The 19443-nt window shown below is 69.9% G+C and carries 16 protein-coding genes; 5 read left to right on the forward strand and 11 right to left on the reverse strand.

The features are described 5' to 3' along the window. The 4 genes from VP06_RS37470 to VP06_RS29860 all read left to right on the forward strand — a co-directional run. On the forward strand, positions 1 to 1327 hold a 1327-nt coding region (locus VP06_RS37470; RefSeq protein WP_048467448.1), incomplete at its 5' end, for a hypothetical protein. Next, positions 1324 to 2100 carry a hypothetical protein gene (locus VP06_RS29850; protein WP_156295847.1) on the forward strand — a complete coding sequence of 259 codons (777 nt, stop codon included), beginning with the start codon at positions 1324 to 1326 and terminating at the stop codon, positions 2098 to 2100. The genes VP06_RS37470 and VP06_RS29850, both read left to right, overlap by 4 nt. 2 nt (positions 2101 to 2102) lie before the next feature. Beyond that, on the forward strand, positions 2103 to 2960 hold the full coding sequence (locus tag VP06_RS29855) for a hypothetical protein (RefSeq protein WP_156295848.1): 858 nt from the start codon (positions 2103 to 2105) through the stop codon (positions 2958 to 2960). 114 nt (positions 2961 to 3074) lie between these two features. After that, positions 3075 to 3443, forward strand: coding sequence for a hypothetical protein (locus VP06_RS29860; RefSeq protein WP_048467451.1), 369 nt, complete (start codon positions 3075 to 3077; stop codon positions 3441 to 3443). A 3-nt stretch (positions 3444 to 3446) separates the two neighbouring features. Here the strand turns inward: VP06_RS29860 and VP06_RS29865 are convergent, their stop codons facing one another. Further along, complete coding sequence (locus tag VP06_RS29865; RefSeq protein ID WP_082167702.1) at positions 3447 to 4043, reverse strand: SCO family protein; 597 nt, start codon at positions 4041 to 4043, stop codon at positions 3447 to 3449. Between the two features lie 313 nt (positions 4044 to 4356). Between VP06_RS29865 and serA the strand changes: the two genes are divergently transcribed. After that, entirely contained in the window at positions 4357 to 5604 is a 1248-nt protein-coding gene (gene serA, locus VP06_RS29870) for a phosphoglycerate dehydrogenase (protein WP_048467452.1), read from the forward strand. A 94-nt stretch (positions 5605 to 5698) separates the two neighbouring features. Here serA and cysG read toward each other — a convergent pair whose 3' ends face one another. The 10 genes from cysG to VP06_RS29920 form a co-directional block, all read right to left on the reverse strand. Continuing rightward, positions 5699 to 7156, reverse strand: a complete 1458-nt coding sequence (gene cysG, locus VP06_RS29875) for a siroheme synthase CysG (RefSeq protein WP_048467453.1) — start codon at positions 7154 to 7156, stop codon at positions 5699 to 5701. Positions 7157 to 7210: 54 nt separating this feature from the next. Continuing rightward, a complete protein-coding gene (locus VP06_RS29880) occupies positions 7211 to 9892 on the reverse strand; it encodes a nitrate reductase (RefSeq protein ID WP_048467454.1) in 2682 nt (893 codons plus the stop codon). A 93-nt stretch (positions 9893 to 9985) separates the two neighbouring features. Further along, a complete protein-coding gene (locus VP06_RS29885) occupies positions 9986 to 10360 on the reverse strand; it encodes a helix-turn-helix domain-containing protein (RefSeq protein ID WP_048467455.1) in 375 nt (124 codons plus the stop codon). A gap of 16 nt (positions 10361 to 10376) precedes the next feature. After that, positions 10377 to 10631: a type II toxin-antitoxin system RelE family toxin gene (locus VP06_RS29890; RefSeq protein ID WP_048467456.1), complete on the reverse strand. Its 255-nt coding sequence runs from the start codon at positions 10629 to 10631 to the stop codon at positions 10377 to 10379. Between the two features lie 89 nt (positions 10632 to 10720). Next, positions 10721 to 12334, reverse strand: coding sequence for a sulfite reductase subunit alpha (locus VP06_RS29895; RefSeq protein ID WP_048467457.1), 1614 nt, complete (start codon positions 12332 to 12334; stop codon positions 10721 to 10723). Between the two features lie 249 nt (positions 12335 to 12583). Further along, on the reverse strand, positions 12584 to 14371 hold the full coding sequence (locus VP06_RS29900; RefSeq protein ID WP_048467458.1) for a NirA family protein: 1788 nt from the start codon (positions 14369 to 14371) through the stop codon (positions 12584 to 12586). An 11-nt stretch (positions 14372 to 14382) separates the two neighbouring features. After that, complete coding sequence (locus tag VP06_RS29905; RefSeq protein ID WP_048467463.1) at positions 14383 to 15618, reverse strand: NAD(P)/FAD-dependent oxidoreductase; 1236 nt, start codon at positions 15616 to 15618, stop codon at positions 14383 to 14385. Positions 15619 to 15622: 4 nt separating this feature from the next. Continuing rightward, on the reverse strand, positions 15623 to 16432 hold the full coding sequence (locus VP06_RS29910) for an ABC transporter ATP-binding protein (RefSeq protein WP_048467459.1): 810 nt from the start codon (positions 16430 to 16432) through the stop codon (positions 15623 to 15625). An 11-nt stretch (positions 16433 to 16443) separates the two neighbouring features. Next, positions 16444 to 17304, reverse strand: coding sequence for a nitrate ABC transporter permease (ntrB, locus tag VP06_RS29915; protein ID WP_048467460.1), 861 nt, complete (start codon positions 17302 to 17304; stop codon positions 16444 to 16446). Further along, positions 17304 to 18590 (reverse strand): CmpA/NrtA family ABC transporter substrate-binding protein, encoded by a 1287-nt coding sequence (locus VP06_RS29920; protein WP_048467461.1) that lies wholly within the window; start codon positions 18588 to 18590, stop codon positions 17304 to 17306. Before VP06_RS29920 ends, ntrB begins: the two co-directional genes overlap by 1 nt. Positions 18591 to 19443 lie beyond the last annotated feature (853 nt).

Genomic DNA, 19443 nt, shown 5'->3' on the forward strand with positions numbered 1-19443 from the left:
CGGCACGCTGATCGGCACCCGGCAGGATGCCGATCGCACCGTCTACGACATCCGCCAGATCGAGGGCGGCCTCTACGACACCGCCGTGGTGTCTGACAGCCGCCCGCTGCCGATCCGCGCCTATTATGGCCAGAGCCAGGCCGGCGGCGGCGGAGGCGATCTGGCTGTCATCACCGGCGCGGCCTACCCGCGCCACGTCCTCGCACCGGCCGTCTACGGCAAGGCATTCGGCGGGGTGGGTGCCAATCCGTACTTCATCAATGGCTTGGTGCCGCTCTTCGACAGTGCGACAGGCCAGCAGTTCATCAACGCGCTGTTCGGGATGTACCTCGAACGACAGAACCGGGACGTTGGAACTGTAGGGCCCGGGGTGATCGCGTTGACCTCAACATTCGGCGGTCAGCCGCTCAGCAGTTTTGCCAAGGGTCAGACCCCCTACACAAACTTGCTGGCGATCCTCACGGCTTGCCCGCCCTTGGCGGCCCGCTATGGCCGGCGCTCCTACACCGACGCCATCCTGATCGTGCATGGCGAGGCCGGTCCCTACGGGCGGTCGACCTACGCGGCGCCGCTCGGGACGCTGATCGACAACCTGCGTGCCGACGTGCAAGTCATCAATGCGGCGGTCGGGTTCAACGTCCCGCCGCAGGTTTTCATCACCCAGCAGAACCAGTTTGACAGCAACAACACGCCCACGAACACGGGCGTGAAGCTGGCGCAGCTCGACGTCGCCAAGGCACGTCTCGGTCAGGGCGTGACGATGCTCGGTCCGATGTACCAGACCCAGGTGCAGTCGGACGGCATCCACATGGACAATGCCGGCAAGGCGTTGGAGGCCGAGCTGCATGCCCATGTCGTCCGGCGCGTGCTCGATGATGGCGTCGCCGGCTGGAACCCGCTGTGGCCGGTGAGCCTGGCGAACCTGCCGCGCTCGGGCGCCGTCATCACCCTCGACCTCGTGCTGCCGCCCGGGCTGGCGTCGATCGCCCAGGACACCGACTGGGTGTTGGCCCCGGCCGATGGGCGGTGGGGATTTGCCTACACCGACGACAGCGGCTCGCCGCCAGCCATCGCATCGGTCGCGATCGGCTCCGGTGCCCCGGTCGGGCAGGCCCGCATCGTCATCACCCTCGCCGGCACGCCGACTGGAGCCAACCGCCGGCTCCGCTACGCGCTCGGCTCCCCCGCTCCCACCGGCTCCTGGCTCGGTGAGCGCGGCCTCGTCTACGCCGATAGCGGGGTGCCGAGCCGCGCGCGCGAGACCTATCCCACCCTCCCTGCAACCATCCGCCATTATCTGTGCGGCTTCGAGGCTACGGTGTCATGAGCATCATCCTAAAATCCGACATCAACGACCCAACCCTACCGATGTCGGGAACACTAATGACGCAGATCAAGGCAAAGCCGAGCCTCGTTTCGTGGCATCGGATGACGCCCGACAACCTCAACCCGGGCACCACCCAGCAGGGCGCTCCGATCGTCGATGTGCTCAACCTGCGGGGGACTGGCGGGACATTCTCGAACTTCACTACTGATGCAAGCCGCCCGCAATACGCCAATGGGCGGCTCAACGGTCGACCTGGAATTCGCTTCGATGGCGTGGATGACTTCCTCGTGCAGTTCAACAAGTCGTGGGTCCTCGGCGCCCCGTGGACGATGGCTGTGCTCTTTCAGGCTGACCCGAGCGTGGCCATCCAAACGCCTCTGGCGGCCTACGACAGCAGCGCAGTAATTAGCGGCATCCTACAGAATGGCGATGCGGTAAGCTGCCGGCACGGCAACGCCGATTTGACGATGTCGGCCCCGCGTGGGCAGGCGACGTTCGTCATGCTGTCGTCCGACACGGGCGTCATCCGAGCCCGCATCAACGGTGTGGAGGGAGGTCCGGTGGCGACGAACAACGTCCAGCCGACCGCGGCGCCGCGCATGGGATCCCTCGACAATGGATCGAGCGGGCTGCTCAAAGGGGTGATCCTCGACGTGCTGTTTTTCTCGGACGATCTGCTTGGGCACGATCGCGCGACCGCCTCCCTAGTCGAGCGGTACATGACGGCGCCCGGGGCCTTCGCCATGCCCTTCACTCCTCTGCAGGCATTCTGAACGTGCGCAGGTCTCTCTTCCTGGCCGCCGTCGCCTCTACGGCAGCCATCTCCCTCGCGCTGGCGCAGACCGGCCCCCAGACGCCCGAGCAGCGACTGGACGCTATGATCCGGGCACTCGCCGCCAGGGTCACGACGCAGCAGCTCGCGGTGTCGGGGCCAGCAAGCGTCGGCGCCCTTTCCGCGAGCACGCTGGCGCTCGGGACGCCGCTCCCGGCATCTCAGGGCGGGACCGGATCGACGGCGATCGCCACCGTCGCGACCTCGGGCGCTTATGCGGACCTGACTGGCAGGCCGTCGCTCGGCACGGCGGCCGCGGCCAACGTCGGCACGACGGCCGGCACCGTCGCGGCCGGCGACGACGGCCGGATCACCGGTGCGACCCAGAACGCCGCCGCCGCGATCACCGGCGGCACCATCAATGGCGCGTCGATCGGGGCGTCGACGGCGGCGAGCGGGCGGTTTACGTCGCTGACCTCGACCGGGGCCGCGACCCTGGCGAGCCTCAACGTAGCGGGGGCAAGCGCTCTGGCCGCCACCACCGTCGCGGGCCAGCTCAAGCCGACCTACGTCGACCTCGTCGACAGGGGTGACTGGACGATCCGCTTCCTGAACTCGGCCGGCGCCGACATCGGCTCGTATATGGGCTTGTCCGGCATCTTGGCCGGCCCGCCAACGAACGCCCTGCGCGTCCGAAACGACGCGGGCACATATCTCGGGGTGGGGACTACGGTCCTGCTTGGTCTGACGGCCGCAGGCTACGTCACCCTGCCTGGTCTCCCGACCTCGGCGAGCGGCCTGCCATCCGGGGCGCTCTGGCGCGACAGCGCCGCAGGCAGCATCCTCAAGGTCGTTCCGTAAGCCTTGAGGCTGTGGCTCAAACTGCTGACATTCGAACCTGCGCGCAGTGCCATCTGATTTTGCGCGCTACACCTGCGGCAGCTCGGCCCCCTCGGGCTGCTCTGCGCCGCGGCGATGGTGCCCGGCACGGTCGTCTCGGCACTGGCCTATCCGTTGGGGATCGGGCTGGCGGTCTGGCACCTCGCCGCCGGCCCGCTGCCGAAGGGCCCGGACGCCCTCTCCAACCTGGTCACCGCGACAGGCACGACCGTCTTCGTCGCCGGCCTCGGCGCGATGTGCCTGCCGGCGCTCGTCGGCGCCCTGCGACGGGGCTGGTGGACTCTCCTCCCGTGGGTGCCGATGCTGCCGGTCTATTACGGCCTCGTCAGCCTCGCCGCCTGGCTCGGCCTCCTGGAATGGCTGCTGGCCCCCTACCGCTGGAACAAGACCGAGCACGGGCTCTCCGCCACCTCGCGCACCGGGGCGATGCGGCGGAGACGGTGACCGTCAGAGCTGCCGCGCCACCTCGGCGGCGGCGTCCTTGGCCGGGCGCATCAGGTTGAGCGAGCCGACGAACTGGCCGCGCCCGTCCATGATGTAGACCAGCGCCGTGTGCTCCATCGTGTAGTCGCCCTCCTTCAGCGGCACCTTGCGGCTGTAGGCCCGGTAGGCTTTCACGGTGGCGGCCACCGCCTCGGGCGAGCCGGTCAGCCCGACGATGCGGGGATCGAAGCTCGACAGGTACTCCTTCATGGCCGCCGGAGTGTCGCGCTCCGGGTCGACGGTGACGAACAGCGCCTTCACGTCGCGGCCCTGCGGCCCGAGCGCCACCAGCACGTCGGAGATCTGCTGCAAGGTGGTCGGGCAGATATCCGGGCAATGGGTGAAGCCGAAGAACACCAGATGCGGCCTGCCGGCGAAGTCGCGGTCGGAGACGGTGCGGCCATCCTGGTTGACCAGGGTGAACGGCCCGCCGACCGCGCTGACGCCGGTGGCGACGGGCCGGCCGAGCATCAGGCTGGCGGTGACGCCCAGGACCGCGAGGCCGAGGACAAAGACGAGGAGCGGAACCGCGGCGCGGCGCATCCGGGGCGTGAGGGGCATCGGCGGAATCTTCCTGGCGTCGTCTTCCTGGCGTCCCGTGACGGACGCGAGCCGGTGGATCACCGCCGGCCCGCCACGGCAAGAGGGCACGGGGTCGCTCCGTGGAGAAGCCGGCACGGGAGCGTCCCGTTCGCGATGCGGGGCGGAGTGCCCGCGCGGCAGGCGCAGCACTGCCCTGCGCGTGGGCACGCCCGGGCTGCGGCTCCCCGTGTTGCGTTGCGGCCCCGCCTCTCCTATCGCTCGCGCCCACCGGTCCCGCACCTGTCGCGGCGTCCGACCCCGTTTCCAAGACGACCTGCCAAGAAGACCCGCCATGGCCGACAAGCTCTCACTGCCCAAGGACAAGATTCGTGTCCTGCTGCTCGAAGGCATCAACGACAGCGCGGTGGCGCTGCTTGAGGCGGCCGGCTACGTCACCGTCACGCGGCTGACCAAGGCTCTCGACCCGGCCGACCTGCACCAGGCGATCAAGGGCGTGCACATCCTCGGCATCCGCTCGCGCACCCAGCTCGACGAGGCCGCCTTCGAGGCGGCGGACCGGCTGATGGCCGTCGGCTGCTTCTCGGTCGGGACCAACCAGGTCGACCTCGAGGCGGCGCGCCGGCGCGGCATCCCGGTCTTCAACGCGCCGTTCTCCAACACCCGCTCGGTGGCCGAGCTGGTCATCGGCGAGATCGTGATGCTGCTGCGCCGCATCGTGCCGCGCTCGGTCTCGGCCCATGCCGGCGGCTGGGACAAGTCGGCGAATGGCTCGTTCGAGGTGCGCGGCAAGACCCTCGGCATCGTCGGCTACGGCAATATCGGCTCGCAGCTCTCGAACCTCGCCGAGGCGATGGGCATGCGGGTGATCTTCCACGACCTCACCGACCGCCTGCGCCACGGCAATACCGAGCCGGTCGAGACCCTCGACGCGCTGCTCGCCCAGAGCGACGTCGTCTCGCTGCACGTGCCCGAGACCGCCGCGACCCACAACATGATCGGCGAGGCGCAGATCCGGGCGATGAAGCCGGGCGCGTACCTCATCAACAATTCCCGCGGCACCGTGGTCGATCTCGACGCCCTGGCGGCGGCGCTGAAGGACGGCCACCTGCGGGGGGCCGCCGTCGACGTGTTCCCGGTCGAGCCGAAGTCGAACAGCGAGCGCTTCGTCTCGCCGCTGCAAGGCATCGAGAACGTGATCCTCACGCCGCATGTCGGCGGCTCGACCGAGGAGGCGCAGGAGCGCATCGGCGCCGAGGTGGCGCGCAAGCTCGTCGACTATTCCGACATCGGCTCGACGGTCGGCGCGGTGAACTTCCCGCAGGTGCAGCTGCCGGCCCGGCCGACCGGCCTGCGGTTCATCCACGTGCAGCGCAACCTGCCGGGCATGCTCGGGCGCCTCAACGAGACCTTCGCCCGCAAGCACATCAACATCGCGGCGCAGTTCTACCAGACCGACGGCGAGGTCGGTTACGTGGTGGTCGAGACCGACACGACCGACGTCGACCCGGAGGCCCTGCTCGAGGAGCTGCGCTCCATCGACGGGACGATCCGGGCGCGGCTGCTCTACGAGCGGCGCTGAACGGCCCCGGCGCCCGGCTGCCTTGTCACCGGGCGCGGGGTCCTTTTCGCAACTGTCTCTCGCAGCGCCCCGGCCCGCCGGGGCGCTGTCGTGTTCAGTGCGCCGCCGAGGCCAGCACCTCCGCGACCACCGCCTCGCGCTGGCCGCGGCCGAGCGCGTCGCCCACCATCACGATCGCCGGTCCCTCCAGCCCCGCCGCCTCGACCCGGTCGGCGAGGTCGCGGGCGTCGCCCCGCACCACCGCCTGATCGGGCCGGGTGGCGTTGAACACCACGAGCGCCGGCGTCGCGGGCGGCAGGCCCTCGGCGACGGCCTTCGCCAGCAGGGCGCGCATGGTGCGCTTGGGCATGTAGATCACCGTGGTGACCGTCGGATCGGCGAGGGCGGCCCAGTTGAGGTCGTCCGGCAGGGTGCCGCGGCGGTCATGGCCGGTAACGTATTGCAGGCGGCGCGCCGCGTCCCGATGGGTGAGCGAGATGCCCAGCGACGCCGCGGCGCCTTGCGCCGCCGTCACCCCCGGCACCACCGTGACCGGGATCCCGGCCTCGCGGCAGGCATCGATCTCCTCGCCGGCCCGGCCGAAGACCAGGGGGTCACCGGACTTGAGCCGCACCACCCTTTTGCCGCCCTTCGCCAGCGACACCATCAGGGCGTTGATGTCGTCCTGGCGGCAGGAGGGGCCGTGGCCGGTCTTGCCGACCAGCATCGTGCGGGCCTCGCGCCGGGCGTAATCGAGGATTTCGGGCGCGACGAGGTCGTCGTAAAGGATCACGTCGGCGCTGCGCAGAGCCCGCAGGGCCTTGAGAGTCAGAAGCTCGGCGTCGCCCGGGCCGGCGCCGACCAGCACCACGCTGCCGCCGGACGGCGCCGCGTCGCTCGCTGCGATCAGCCCGTCGAGGTCGGTCCGGGCCGGTGCCCGCTCCGGACTGGCGAAGGCGAGGTCGGTGAAGCGCTCCCAGAAGGCGCGACGCTCGGCGAAGACGGGGTAGCGGGCGCTCACCTCGGCGCGCCAGTCGCGGGCAGCCGCCACCCAGGTCTTGAAGCCCGCGGGCAGCATCGCCTCGATCCGGGCCCGCACGGTCTGGCCGAAGACCGGGACCGCGCCCTCGGTCGAGATGCCGACCACGAGGGGCGAGCGGTTGACGATGGCGCCGAACGAGACGTCGCAGAGATGCGGCCGGTCGATGGCGTTGACGATCGCGCCCGCCGCCCGGGCCGCTCCGACGAAGCATTCGCACTCGCCCTCGTCCTCGAAGGCCGCGATGGCGAAGGCGGCCCCTTCGAGGTCGGCGGGAGACCAGTCGCGCGCGTGCAGCACGACCCTGCCGGCGACGGCCTCCGCGGGGGCGCCGCGCATCTCCTCGGTCGGTTCGGGGGCGAAGACATCGACATGGGCGCCGGCGGCGGCCAACAGCTTCACCTTCCAGGCCGCCCCCCCGTTGGCCCCGGCCAGGACCGCGCGCTTGCCCGTGAGCGTCAGGAAGACCGGCAGCACGGCCAGGGGCTCGAGGCCCGGGGACCGGGTCTCGCGGGGAGCACGGGGGGTACGCATGGGAGGATGAGCTTCTGCAATCCGTCTCGGGACATCCGGCGTCATCAGATGCGCCTATGCGGTAGCCGGTGCAAGTTCCGAGGCAAGCAGCTTGCGGATCTCCGGGATGCACGAGCCGCAATTGGTGCCGGCCTTGCAGGCCGCTCCCACCGCCTCGACGCCCTGCGCCCCGCCCTTGATCGCCGCCCGGATCGTGTCGAGCCCGACCGTGTGGCAGGCGCAGACCAGCGGGCCGGTGCCGGCGCTCTCGGCTCTGCCTGAGATCAGGGCCCGACGGGCGGAGGGCTCCAGCAATTCCTGGGTGCGGAAGAACGCCTTGGCGGCGTCCCAGGTCGGGCGCTCGGCGGCGGGCGCCAGCGCCAGCACGCCGAGGAGGCGCCCGTCCCGGAAGGCGGCGGCCCGGTAGCGGCCGCGGGCCGGGTCGGCATATTCGCTGAACGTCGCGCCGGGGAACAGGTCGCGCATCAGGGCGGCGGCCTCGGGCACGCCGTCCTGGGCTGCGACGATCAGGCCGGTCGCGCCCTCCAGGCTCGCCCGCGCCCACCACCAGCCATAGGGCGCCGCCACCCTCTCGCGGGTGATGAGGTAGCCGCGGGAGCGGTAGGGCTCGGGGGCGATCGAGGCCGGGGTCGCCTTCAGTTCCGGCTGGCCCGAGACCGGATCGACGGCGCCCTGCGCCAGGGCGCCGACGCGACCGTCCGAGGTGTTGGCCTCGCTCCAGTGCATCGGCGCGAACAGCACGCCGGGTTGCGCGCCGGGCGTCACCATGACTTCGAGCACCGCCGCGCCGTGGGCGGTGCGCACGCGCGCGAGATCGCCGTCGGTCAGGCCGGCTGCCGCCGCGTCGTCGGGATGGATCTCCACGAAGGGCACCGCCCGATGGGCCGAGAGGCGCGGGCTCTTCCCGGTGCGGGTGAGCGTGTGCCAGTGGTCGCGGACCCGGCCGGTATTGAGGCGCAAGGGCAGCGCGTCGCTGGTGGCTTGCGCGAGCGCCGGCTTCTGCACCGCGACGAAACGGGCCTTGCGGTCGCGGGTGAAGAAGCCCCCCTGGGCGAAGAACCGCGCCTGCGGCGCCTTGGCCTTGCGGGTGACCGGCCATTGCACCGGCGCGGCGGCGTCATAGGCGGCGTCCGTGATGTCGGCGAGGCCGCCGAGGTCGAAGTCGCGGCTGCCGCGATTCTCGAACTCGGACAGGGCGGCGTGCTCGCGGAACACCGACGCGGCGTTGCCCCAGGCGAACGCCTTGGCGTGGCCGAGGCGCTGGCCCACCTGGGCCATGATCCACCAATCCGCCTTCGCCTCGCCGGGGGCCGCCAGGAAGGGGCGCTGGCGCGAGATGCGGCGCTCGGAATTGGTCACCGTGCCGTCCTTCTCGCCCCAGGCGAGCGCCGGCAGCAGGATGGCGTTGCGCGCCCGCACGGTGTCGGTGTCGGTCACCACCTCGGAGACCACGTAGGTGTCGAGTTTGGCGAGCGCCACCCGCACCCGGTCGGCCCGGGGCATCGAGACGGCGGGGTTGGTGCCCATCACCCACAGCGCCTTGATCTTGCCGCGCTCGATCGCCTCGAAGAGCTGGACCGCCTTCAGGCCCTCGCCGGTGATGATGTTCGGCGCGGTCCAGAACCGGCGCACCAGATCCACCTCTTCCGGCGTGAAGTGCATGTGGGCCGCCAGCATGTTGGCGAGCCCGCCGACCTCGCGCCCGCCCATCGCGTTGGGCTGGCCGGTCAGCGAGAACGGGCCCATGCCGGGCCGGCCGATGCGGCCGGTGGCGAGGTGGCAGTTGATGATCGCGTTGGCCTTGTCGGTCCCTTGCGCCGACTGGTTCACCCCCTGCGAGGTCGCGGTGACGACCCGTTGCGTGGTGCGGAACAGGGTGAAAAAGGTCTCGACCTCGGCCTCGGTCAGGCCGGTGGCGGCTGCCGTGGCGTGAGTCGTCGGGGCGATCTGGCGGGCGCGCTCCAGGGCCGGCTCGAAGCCGGCGGTGTGCTCGGCGATGTAGCGCGGATCAAGGGCGCCATGGTCCGCGAGGTGCACGAGCAGCCCCGAGAACAGGGCGGTATCGGTGCCCGGCTTGATGCCGAGGAACAGATCGGCCTCCTCGCCGGTCTGGGTCCGGCGGGGGTCGATGGCGACGATTCTGGTGCCGCGCTTCGCCCGGGCGTCGAGCATGCGCCGGAACAGGACCGGGTGGCACCAGGCGGTGTTGGAGCCGACGAGCACCAGAAGGTCGGCCTCGTCCAGATCCTCGTAGCAGCCCGGCACGGTGTCGGAGCCGAAAGCGCGGCGATGCGCCGCCACCGAGGACGACATGCACAGGCGCGAATTGGTGTCGACGTGCGGCGTGCCGATGAAGCCCTTCGCCAGCTTGTTGGCGACGTAGTAATCCTCGGTCAGGAGCTGGCCCGAGAGGTAGAACGCCACCGAATCCGGCCCAAGCGCCGCGATGCTGCGCCGGAAGCCCTCCGCCACCGCGTCGAGGGCCTCGTCCCAGCTCGCCCGCCGCCCAGCGATCTCGGGATGCAGCACCCGGTCGTCGAGGGACAGGGTCTCGCCGAGCGCCGAGCCCTTCGAGCATAGCCGGCCGAAATTTGCCGGATGCTGCGGATCGCCCGCGACGCTCGCGCCCCCCTGCCCGTCCGGCCGGGCGAGCACGCCGCAGCCGACGCCGCAATACGGGCAGGTGGTGCGGACGGGGGCGGCCTCGGGGGTGAGGGCCGGCACGTGCAGGTTCATCGCAGGAGCCTTTCGCCGGGCGTGGGAGGGTGGAGGGCCGATGGGTGGTGGCAAGCAAGGGGTGGACCGCCGGGCGGCGTCGCGGCTCGTCGCTCAGCCGAGGAGATCGTCCAGGCTGACGTTGAGGACAGAGGCGATCGTCCGGTAGGTGTCGATCGTTCCGTCCCGCTTCCCGGTCTCGATCTGCGACAGGTAAGCCTGCGAAAGCTCGGCCTGCTCGGCGAGGACCGCGGCGCTCAAGTGTCGATGCTCGCGCCAGACGCGCACCCGGTTCTCGCCCGCGAGGAGGCGGTCGACGATGGCCGCCGGGATCAACTCCTCGTCTCCGACGGTGAGGCGGTGACGGAATTCCGCCACGGCGAGACGGTCGGCATTATCCTCGGCGGCATCGAGGAGCGTCCGGTAATCTGCCTCGGCCAGGACAATCAGGGTGTCGCCGGCCGGGGTCGTGATCCGCTGGATATTCATGGGCGGAACCTCCGATTCAGTCGTAGGCGCTGGAACGCGGGGCAATCCTGATGACCGCCAGCACCACGCCGTCTTCGGTGAACAGCACGCGCCAATCGCCGACGCGCAACCGGAAGACGCCGGGCTCGCCCTTCAGCGCCTTCACGTTGTTGGCCTGTGCCTGGGGAGCGGAGGCGTACTGCTCGACCTTCGCCCGGATGAGCGCCGACATGTTGGTCGGCATCCGGCTCAATGTCCGAAGAGCGGCCTTGCTGTATGCGATTTTCAGCATGCCGATTCATAGCATATTGCTAATCCATACCCAAGGGCATTGCGCCGAAACCGGCTCGTGACCGGCGGAGCGACGTGGATGCCGAGGCGTCAATACACATCCGCCTGATACCGGTTCGCCTTCTTCAACGCCGCCAGATAGGCCACCGCCTCGTCCGGGCTCTTGCCGCCATGGCTCGCCGCCACGTCGATGATCGCGCGCTCGACATCCTTGGCCATGCGCTTGGCGTCGCCGCAGACGTAGAAGTGGGCGCCCTCCTCCAGCCAGCGCCACAGCTCGCGGCCGTTCTCGCGCATCCGGTCCTGGACGTAGGTCTTCTCGCCCCCGTCCCGCGACCAGGCCAGCGACAGGCGGGTCAGCACGCCCTGGTCCTTCAGGCCGTTCAGCTCGTCGCGGTAGAAGAAGTCCGACGCCTGGCGCTGATGGCCGAAGAACAGCCAGTTCTTGCCCGGCGCCTTGATGGCGGCGCGCTCGCGCAGGAAGGCGCGGAACGGCGCGATGCCGGTGCCCGGGCCGACCATGATGATGGGGGTGTCGGGCGTGTCGGGCAGGCCGAAGCCGTGGGCCTTCTGCAAGTAGACTTTCACCGTGGCGGTCTCGGCCAGGCGCTCGCCGAGATGGGTCGAGGCGACGCCCAGCCGCAGGCGCGAGCGGTGGTTGTAGCGCACCGCGTCGACGGTGAGCGAGACCCGGCCCGGATCGGCCTTGGGCGAGGACGAAATCGAGTAGAGCCGCGGCTGCAACTCGTCGAGGGCCTCCAGGAACACCTCGGCGTCGGGCCGGGCACCCGGGAACTTGTGCAGCGCGCCGAGCACGTCGAGCCAGGCCGAATCGCCATCCGGATCCTCGCCGGCGCTCAGCGCCTGGGCCTTCTTGCGCTGCACGCCGGAGGTGAGGAGCGAGAGGAGCTGGAACAGCCCGTCGGGCGCGGCGCCCAGCGAGTAGTTGGTCAGCAGGTGATCGCGCAGGGTCTTCTCGCCGAGTTTCGTCGCGATGACCCGCTCCGGCCGGGCGCCGAGTTCGGCGATGACCGCATCCGCCAGAGCCGGGGCATTGGCGGGGAAGAGACCCAGCGAATCGCCAACCACGTAGTCGATGCCGGTGCCGGCGAGGTCGATCTCGATGTGCCAGGTCTCCTTCTCGCCGCCGGGCGCGTTGAGGCGGCGGCGGGAGAGGAAGACCGCCTCGGCCGGGTTCTCGCGGCAGAGACCATAGGGGCCGACCGGGGCATCCGCCTTCGGGGCATCGTCGGGGGCAGCCGCCGCGGCGCCGGCCGGGGCCGCACTGCCGAACTCCGCCTCCAGCTTCTTCAGCATCCGGAGCGTGTCCTTGCCGCCCGGCTGGCACAGGTTCAGGCGCTCCTCCTTCTTGAGGAAGAGGGCATTGGCGTAATCGGCGCAATTGTAGCCGCACTGGCCGCAATCCTGCTGGGCCATGGCGGCCATCAGCTTCTGCGGCTCGGAGCGGTCCTTGGCGAGCGCCATGCGGTCGTCGAGCCCCATCGACGGGTCGTGCCAGGGCGCGTCGCCATTGTCGGCGAGCGCCGGTCCGCCGGGCGCCGCGCCGGATCCGAGGGCCGTCGCGCCCTCGACCGCCGGCCCGAGCAGGGCCGCGAAATAGCCTGACAGCCAGGCGCGCTGGTCGGGGTTGAAGGGGGCGGATTCGGGGATCAGGACGAGCGGGGGAGCGACGTGCTGGGTCATCGGGGGTACCGCGGAAGAGTGGCGTTCGACCGGTGAGGCACCGGGTTTCTCCTCTCCCCGCGGGCGGGGAGAGGGCTTCCCCCCTTGTCAGGGGTGAAGCGAGCGCAGGCGAAGCCGGAGCGAGGGTGAGGGGGGTTCCGGAGGAGCCTCACGCGGAGACACCCCCTCACCCCCGCCCTTCGGGCTTGCCGAACCCGCTGAACGAGGGGTCGGCCCTCTCCCCGCCCGCGGGGAGAGGTGGAAAACCGCCTACTCGGCCGCCTCCAGCAGCTGCGCGGCGGCCAGCCCCTTCAGGGCCTCCGGCCCGCGGCGGGCGGTGTAGGCCTGGAAGCTCTCCTCCGGGCCGGTGCGGTTGGCGAGATAGTCGGTGAGCAGGGCCTCGACCCGGCCGGGGCAATCCTCGGCCTTCACGGCCTTCCAGATCTCGGTGCCGATCTTGGCCGCCTCGCCGAAGCCGCCGCCGACCACGATGTCGTAGCCCTCGACGGTGTCGCCCTCCTCGCTCACCGTCACCTTGGCGCCGATGAGCCCGATATCGCCGATATAGTGCTGGGCGCAGGAATGGTGGCAGCCGGTGAGGTGGACATTGACCGGCACGTCGAGCCCCGGCAAAGCCGCCTCGACGTGATCGGCGATGAGCAGCGCGTGGCCCTTGGTGTCGGCGGCGGCGAACTTGCAGCCGCGGTTGCCGGTGCAGGCGACGAGGCCGGCGCGGATGCTCGACGCCTTGGTGGAGAGCCCCAACCGCGCCACGCGGGCTTCGACCTCCGCCACGTGATCGTCGGGCACGCCCGAGAAGAGAAAATTCTGCCACACGGTCAGGCGGATCTGGCCGTCGCCGCATTCCTGCGAGATCTTCGCCAGTTCACGCATCTGGTCGGTGGTCATCTTGCCGACCGGCAACACCACGCCGATCCAGTTGAGGCCCGGCTGGACCTGGGCATGCACGCCGATATGGGCGTAGCGGTCGAAGCCGCCGCGGGGCTTCACATGGGCCGGATCGACCCGCTCCAGCTTGCGGCCGAGCTTCTCTTCGACAGCGGCGAGGTACTTGTCGTAGCCCCAGGCGTCGAGGACGTACTTCATCCGCGCCTTGTTGCGGTTGGTGCGGTCGCCGTTCTCGATGAAGACCCGCAGGATCGCATCGGCGACGGCGTTGCACTCGCGGGGCCGCAGCACCACGCCGGTGTCGCGGGCGATGTCGCGGTGACCGGTGATGCCGCCGAGCACCAGACGCATCCAGAGTCCCGGCTCGATCGCGGCGCCCTCCATGACCTCGATCGCCTGGAAGCCGATGTCGTTGGTCTCTTCCAGCACCGGCAGCACGCCGCCGCCGTCGAAGGCGACGTTGAACTTGCGCGGCAGGCCATAGAGCGAGCGGTCGTTGAGGATGTAATTGTGCCAGGACTTCGCCAGCGGCCGCGTGTCGAGGAGTTCCTGGGCGTCGATGCCGGCGGTCGGCGAGCCGGTGACGTTGCGGATGTTGTCGGCGCCGGCGCCCCGGGCGGTCAGCCCGAGATCGACGAGACCGTCCAGGAAGGGCTGGCCGTGCTCAGGGCTGATCTCCCGGACCTGGAGGTTGGCCCGGGTCGTGACGTGGCTGTAGCCGCCGCCATGGGCGTCCGCCAGGTCGGCAATGCCGGCGAACTGCCAGTGGTGCAGGATGCCGTTCGGGATCCGCAGCCGGCACATGTAGGAGTTCTGGGCCGGCGCGACCCAGAACAACCCGTGATAGCGCCAGCGGAAATTGTCCTCGGGCTTCGGAGCCTTGCCGGTCTCGGCCTCGGCGATCAGCCGGTTGTGGCCGTCGAACGGATTCTCGGCCCGCTTCCACTTCTCCTGGTCGGCGAGCTTGCCGCCGTTCTTGACCGTGCGGTCCTGCGCCTTGATGTGGATCGCGTCCGGCCCGGTCGGCTCGGCGGCGGGCATCGCGGCAGTTCCGCCACCGGCGAGGCCGCCGGTCATGCGGAGGGCGGCGATGCCGTGGGAGAAGCCTTCGAGATAGCGCTTCTGCTCGGCGTCGAAGTCGTCGGCCATCGCGGGCTCCTTCACGCTGCGAGGGGTTGGGGAGTGGGGCGACCGGATGCGGCTTGCCGCCCAAACATCAGGTCGTCCCGGTCGTCGGGGCCGAGGCGGTCGCCGGTGCGGATCAGCGTCTTGCACCAGCCCTGCTCGGCGACGTCGCCGACGAAGACCGCGCCGATCAGGCGGTCACCGTCGATCACGAGCTTGCGGTAGAGGCCCGAAGCCGGGTCGCTCCAGGTCACGGCCTCAGCGCCGTCCGGCACGTCGACCGCGCCGGCGGAGAAGACCGGCAGGCCCGAGACCTTGAGGCTCGTGGCCAGCGACGTGCCGGCGTAAGCCGCAGGCAAGCCGCAGAGGTGGCGGGCCAGCACCTCGGCCTGCTCGTAGGCCGGCTCGACGAGGCCGTAGGTCTGGCCCCGGTGCTCGGCGCATTCGCCGAGGGCGTAGATGCCCGGGATCGAGGTCGCCATCGTGTCGTCGACCCGGATGCCGCGGCCGATGGCGAGGCCGGAACTCGCCGCCAAGGCCGTCGAGGGGCGCACGCCGACCGACATCACCACGAGATCCGCCGGCAGCACCGTGCCGTCAGAGAGGATCAGGCGCTCGACCCTGCCATCGCCCTCCACCGCCATGGTGTCGGCCTTCAGGATCACCCGCACGCCGCGGGCCTCCATCGCCTCGCGCACCAGCGCGGCGGCGGCGTGGTCGAGCTGGCGCTCCATCAGCCGGTCCATGACGTGCAGCAGCGTGGTGTCGACCCCGAGGCGCGCCAGCCCCACCGCCGCTTCGAGCCCGAGGAGGCCGCCGCCGATCACGATCGCCCGGGCGCCCGCCACCGCAGCCCGGCGGATCGCCGCGACATCGGCGAGATCCCGGAAGGTGATGACGCCCGGAAGGTCCATGCCGGGCTTCGGCAGCCGGATCGGCACCGAGCCGACCGCCAGGACGAGCGTGTCGTAAGGGAGCACCAGCCCCTCGCCGACCCGGACGATCCGCTCCGCCGGGTCGATGGCGGTGGCGGGCGCACCGGTGACGAGCGTGATGCCGTGCTCGGCATACCAGTCGAGGCCGCGGAAGGTACAGGCCGCCTCGTCGACCTCGCCGCCGAGCAGCGACGACAGCAGCACCCGGTTATAGGCTGCCACCGGCTCGGCACCGATGCAGGTGACGGCGTAGCGGCCGGGGGCGGCCTCGGTCAGCCGCTCCAGGAAGCGGAGCGAGGCCATGCCGTTGCCGATGACGACGAGGCGTTCCGTCATGGGATCAGGCCGCGATCGCGGGTTTGGCGTGACGGGCGTAGAGGAATTCCAGCACCTCGGCCCGGGCATGGGTGTAGGTCGGGTCCTCGACCAGTTCGAGACGCTTGCGCGGCCGGGCGAGCGGGACCGTCAGCACCTCGCCGATCGTGGCGGAGGGGCCGTTCGTCATCATGACGATCCGGTCGGAGAGCAGCACCGCCTCGTCGACGTCGTGGGTGATCATGATGACGGTGTTCTTCAGCCGCAGGTGGATCTCCATCAGCTGATCTTGCAGGTGTGCCCGGGTCAGGGCGTCAAGCGCACCGAAGGGCTCGTCCATCAGGAGAACCTTCGGCTCCATGGCGAGCGCCCGGGCGATGCCGACGCGCTGCTTCATGCCGCCGGAGATCTCGTGCGGCCGCTTCTCGGCGGCATGGGTCATGTTGACCAGCGCGAGGTTGTGCTCGATCCAGTCGCGGCGCTCAGGTTTGCTCTTCTTCGACTTCAGCACCTTGTCGACGGCGAGCGCCACGTTCTCGCGCACCGTGAGCCAGGGCAGGAGCGAGTGGTTCTGGAACACCACCGCCCGCTCGGGGCCGGGGCTGTTCACTTCCTTGCCGTCGAGGAGGACGCCGCCGGTCGATGCCTTCAGGAGGCCCGCCACGATGTTGAGCACCGTCGACTTGCCGCAACCGGAATGGCCGATCAGCGAGACGAACTCGCCCTTGTCGATCTTCAGGTTGACGTCGCGCAAGACCTCCGTGGTGCGCCCGCTTCGGGTGAAGCTGATGCCGATCTGCTCGAGGCTGAGATGGGTCGCGTTGAGAGTGGTCATGGGGGCCTCCCTCAGGCCGTGGCGGTGCCGCGGGTGACGAGGTGGCCGAGGCCGGCGACGAGGCGATCGAGCACGAAGCCGATCACCCCGACATAGACCAGGGCCACGATGATCTCGCTGATATGCGAGGAGTTCCAGGCGTCCCAGATGAAGAAGCCGATGCCGACGCCGCCGATCAGCATCTCGGCCGCCACGATGGCGAGCCAGGACAGGCCGACGCCGATGCGAAGACCGGTGAAGATATACGGCGCCGCCGACGGCAGCATCACCTTGGCGAAGAACTCGAAGGCGTTGAGGCGCAGGACCGCCGCGACGTTGCGGTAATCCTGCGGGATGTTGCGGATGCCGACCGCGGTGTTGATGATGATCGGCCAGATCGAGGTGATGAAGATCACGAAGATCGCCGAGGGCTGGCCGTCCCGGAAGGCGGCGAGCGAGAGCGGCAACCAGGCGAGCGGCGGGATGGTGCGCAAAACCTGGAAGATCGGGTCGAGCCCGCGCATCGCCCATTCGGACTGGCCGACGAGGGTGCCGAGGAGCACGCCGGCGACCACCGCCAGGGTGAAGCCGAGGGCGACGCGCTGGAGGCTGGCGGTGATGTGCCAGAACAGCCCCTTGTCGGTGCCGCCATTGTCGTAGAACGGGTGGACGATGATGTCCCACGCATCGGTCACGACGCGCGAGGGCGGCGGCAGGCCGGCGCCGGGGCGCTGGCACAGGATTTCCCAGACCAGCAGGAACACCGCCAGCACCACGAGCGGCGGCACGATCCGGAGCACCAGCCCTTTGAGGGCGGCGCGGGTGACGAGGGGAGCCCGCGCTCCCTCCCGCTTGGCGGCGACGACGCGCCCGAGAGTGGTTCCGAGAGCCATCACGCCACCTTCTTGATGTCGAGGCTGTTGAGGTAGGCGGCCGGGTCCGCCGGATCGAAGACCTTGCCGTCGAAGAAGGTCTCCTTGCCGCGCGAGGTCGAGGCCGGTGCCGTGACGCCCATGCCCTTGGCCACCTCGCGCCAGATGTCCTCGCGATTGACCTTCTCGATGAGAGCCTTGGTGTCGGTCTGGGGATCGAACTTGCCCCAGCGGATGTCCTCGGTGATGAACCAGAGGTCGTGCGACTTGTACGGGTACGAGGCGTTGTCGGCCCAGTACTTCATGATGTGCGGGCTGTTGGACACCTTGCGGCCGTCGCCGTAATCGAACTCGCCCTTCATCCGCTTGACGACGTCGCTCGCCGGGACGTTGATCCACTGGCGCTTGGCGACGATGCCGGCGAGTTCGTCACGGTTCTCCGGCTTGTCGCACCATTGTTGCGCCTCCATCACGGCAGCGAGCAGGGCCTTGGCGGCGTTCGGATACTTGTCGACCCAGGTGGCGCGTAGGCCGAGCGCCTTCTCCGGGTGGTCCTTCCACAATTCGCCGGTGGTGAGGGCGGTGTAGCCGATCCCTTGCGTGATGAGCTGCTCGTTCCACGGCTCGCAGACGCAGAAGCAATCCATCGTACCGACCTTCATGTTCGCCACCATCTGGGCCGGCGGCACGACGATGGTCTCGATGTCCTTGTCGGGGTCGATGCCGCCGGCGGCGAGCCAGTAGCGGATCCAGAGGTCGTGGGTGCCGCCCGGGAAGGTCATGGCCGCCTTCACCGACTTGCCCGACGCCTTCTTGCGCTCCAGCGCCGCCTTGAACGGCTTGGTGTCGAGGGCGACCTTGTCGCCCATATGCTCCTTGGCGACCGAGATGCACTGGCCGGCGAGGTTGAGCCGGGCCAGGATGTACATCGGGACGGGTACGTTGTTCTGCGTCACCCGGCCGGCGCTGATGAGATAGGGCATCGGGGTCAGGATGTGGGCCCCGTCGATGCCGTTGCCCTCCGAGCCCAGCACCAGGTTGTCGCGGGTGGTGCCCCACGACGCCTGCTTCAGCACCTCGACGTCGGGCATGCCGTGGCGCGCAAAGATCCCCTTCTCCTTGGCGACGAAGAGGGGGGCGGCGTCGGTGAGCGCAATGAAGCCGAGCTTGGCGCCCTTCACCTCGGGCCCGGCCCCCTGCGCGAAGGCGCCGCCGGGCAGGACCGCACGGGCGGCGGCGGCCAGGGACAGGGCGCCGGCCGCCCCCTTGAGGAGACCGCGACGCGTGGTGTGCTCAACGCTGCTCATCGATGACGTGCCCTCAAGCCGCTGCGCCATGACGGCGCGAAATCCGGTGCCGAACGCAAAAAACCGCCGCCCAAGGTCTTCCGCCGGCCCCGCGCATGCGGGGCCCACAGGGGAACTCGGGTCAGCGGCTTTGCTGACGGTCAGTGCCCGTCGGCGCTGACGGGCACGTCAAGGGGAGCAGGTTCCGTGCCAACTGCCTTGAGGGCCAATCAAGTGCTTGAGATTGAAATGGTTCTTAGCGCGGCCGGAGGGAGGACGCCGCCAGCTTGGCGGGTTGGTGCGATGCACAAATGATAGGCTGACCGGGTGGGGAAATGGGCAGAGAGGCGCCGCGCTCAACGGTTGGGCAGAGCCAGGAGCGAGGGTGGCGGGTCTGCGCGACGGTAGGGTCAACCCTCCACCCTCTGCGGGGGGAGAGTGGCCTGCGGCGAGTGCGCAGCACTTGCGCCAGGCCGAGAGAGGGGCAGCGCGACGCTGATCCAGATGGCGCCCGTCAGCACGGTACAGTCTTGTCCGGAAGCGGCGCCCCTTCTCCCGGCTCACTCCATGCGCCACCCTCCCCCTTCCCAAGTCGGGTCTGCCACACATCAGTCCCTGTATGTCATTCCCAGGGCCGCGAAAGCGGAGCCTGAGCAGATTTCGCCGCCGTGGTCACCGGTCCGGCGACAAAAATCCGCGATAAAAAGGAACCTAAGCGGACGAAGCGTGGGCCTGCCGATGCACGTCTGCTTAGAACGACGCCGTGGAGACCAGTGTCCCTCGGGCGCCCTTACACCGCAGCCAGAAGATCCGCCCGGTACAACCCGGCCGCCGCCGCCGGCACCGTTCCCGCCTCGGTCTGCCCCGCCGCCGC

Source organism: Methylobacterium aquaticum (genome assembly GCF_001043915.1).
In the GTDB taxonomy this organism is placed as follows: Bacteria; Pseudomonadota; Alphaproteobacteria; order Rhizobiales; family Beijerinckiaceae; genus Methylobacterium; species Methylobacterium aquaticum.

Excerpts from the sequence above, each read along its gene's own strand:
- VP06_RS29850 (WP_156295847.1), top strand. The coding sequence starts at position 1,324 with ATGAGCATCATCCTAAAATCCGACATCAACGACCCAACCCTACCGATG.
- VP06_RS29860 (WP_048467451.1), top strand. The coding sequence starts at position 3,075 with ATGGTGCCCGGCACGGTCGTCTCGGCACTGGCCTATCCGTTGGGGATC.
- VP06_RS29865 (WP_082167702.1), bottom strand. The coding sequence starts at position 4,043 with ATGCCCCTCACGCCCCGGATGCGCCGCGCCGCGGTTCCGCTCCTCGTC.
- serA (WP_048467452.1), top strand. The coding sequence starts at position 4,357 with ATGGCCGACAAGCTCTCACTGCCCAAGGACAAGATTCGTGTCCTGCTG.
- cysG (WP_048467453.1), bottom strand. The coding sequence starts at position 7,156 with ATGCGTACCCCCCGTGCTCCCCGCGAGACCCGGTCCCCGGGCCTCGAG.
- VP06_RS29880 (WP_048467454.1), bottom strand. The coding sequence starts at position 9,892 with ATGAACCTGCACGTGCCGGCCCTCACCCCCGAGGCCGCCCCCGTCCGC.
- VP06_RS29885 (WP_048467455.1), bottom strand. The coding sequence starts at position 10,360 with ATGAATATCCAGCGGATCACGACCCCGGCCGGCGACACCCTGATTGTC.
- VP06_RS29890 (WP_048467456.1), bottom strand. The coding sequence starts at position 10,631 with ATGCTGAAAATCGCATACAGCAAGGCCGCTCTTCGGACATTGAGCCGG.
- VP06_RS29895 (WP_048467457.1), bottom strand. The coding sequence starts at position 12,334 with ATGACCCAGCACGTCGCTCCCCCGCTCGTCCTGATCCCCGAATCCGCC.
- VP06_RS29900 (WP_048467458.1), bottom strand. The coding sequence starts at position 14,371 with ATGGCCGACGACTTCGACGCCGAGCAGAAGCGCTATCTCGAAGGCTTC.
- VP06_RS29905 (WP_048467463.1), bottom strand. The coding sequence starts at position 15,618 with ATGACGGAACGCCTCGTCGTCATCGGCAACGGCATGGCCTCGCTCCGC.
- VP06_RS29910 (WP_048467459.1), bottom strand. The coding sequence starts at position 16,432 with ATGACCACTCTCAACGCGACCCATCTCAGCCTCGAGCAGATCGGCATC.
- ntrB (WP_048467460.1), bottom strand. The coding sequence starts at position 17,304 with ATGGCTCTCGGAACCACTCTCGGGCGCGTCGTCGCCGCCAAGCGGGAG.
- VP06_RS29920 (WP_048467461.1), bottom strand. The coding sequence starts at position 18,590 with ATGAGCAGCGTTGAGCACACCACGCGTCGCGGTCTCCTCAAGGGGGCG.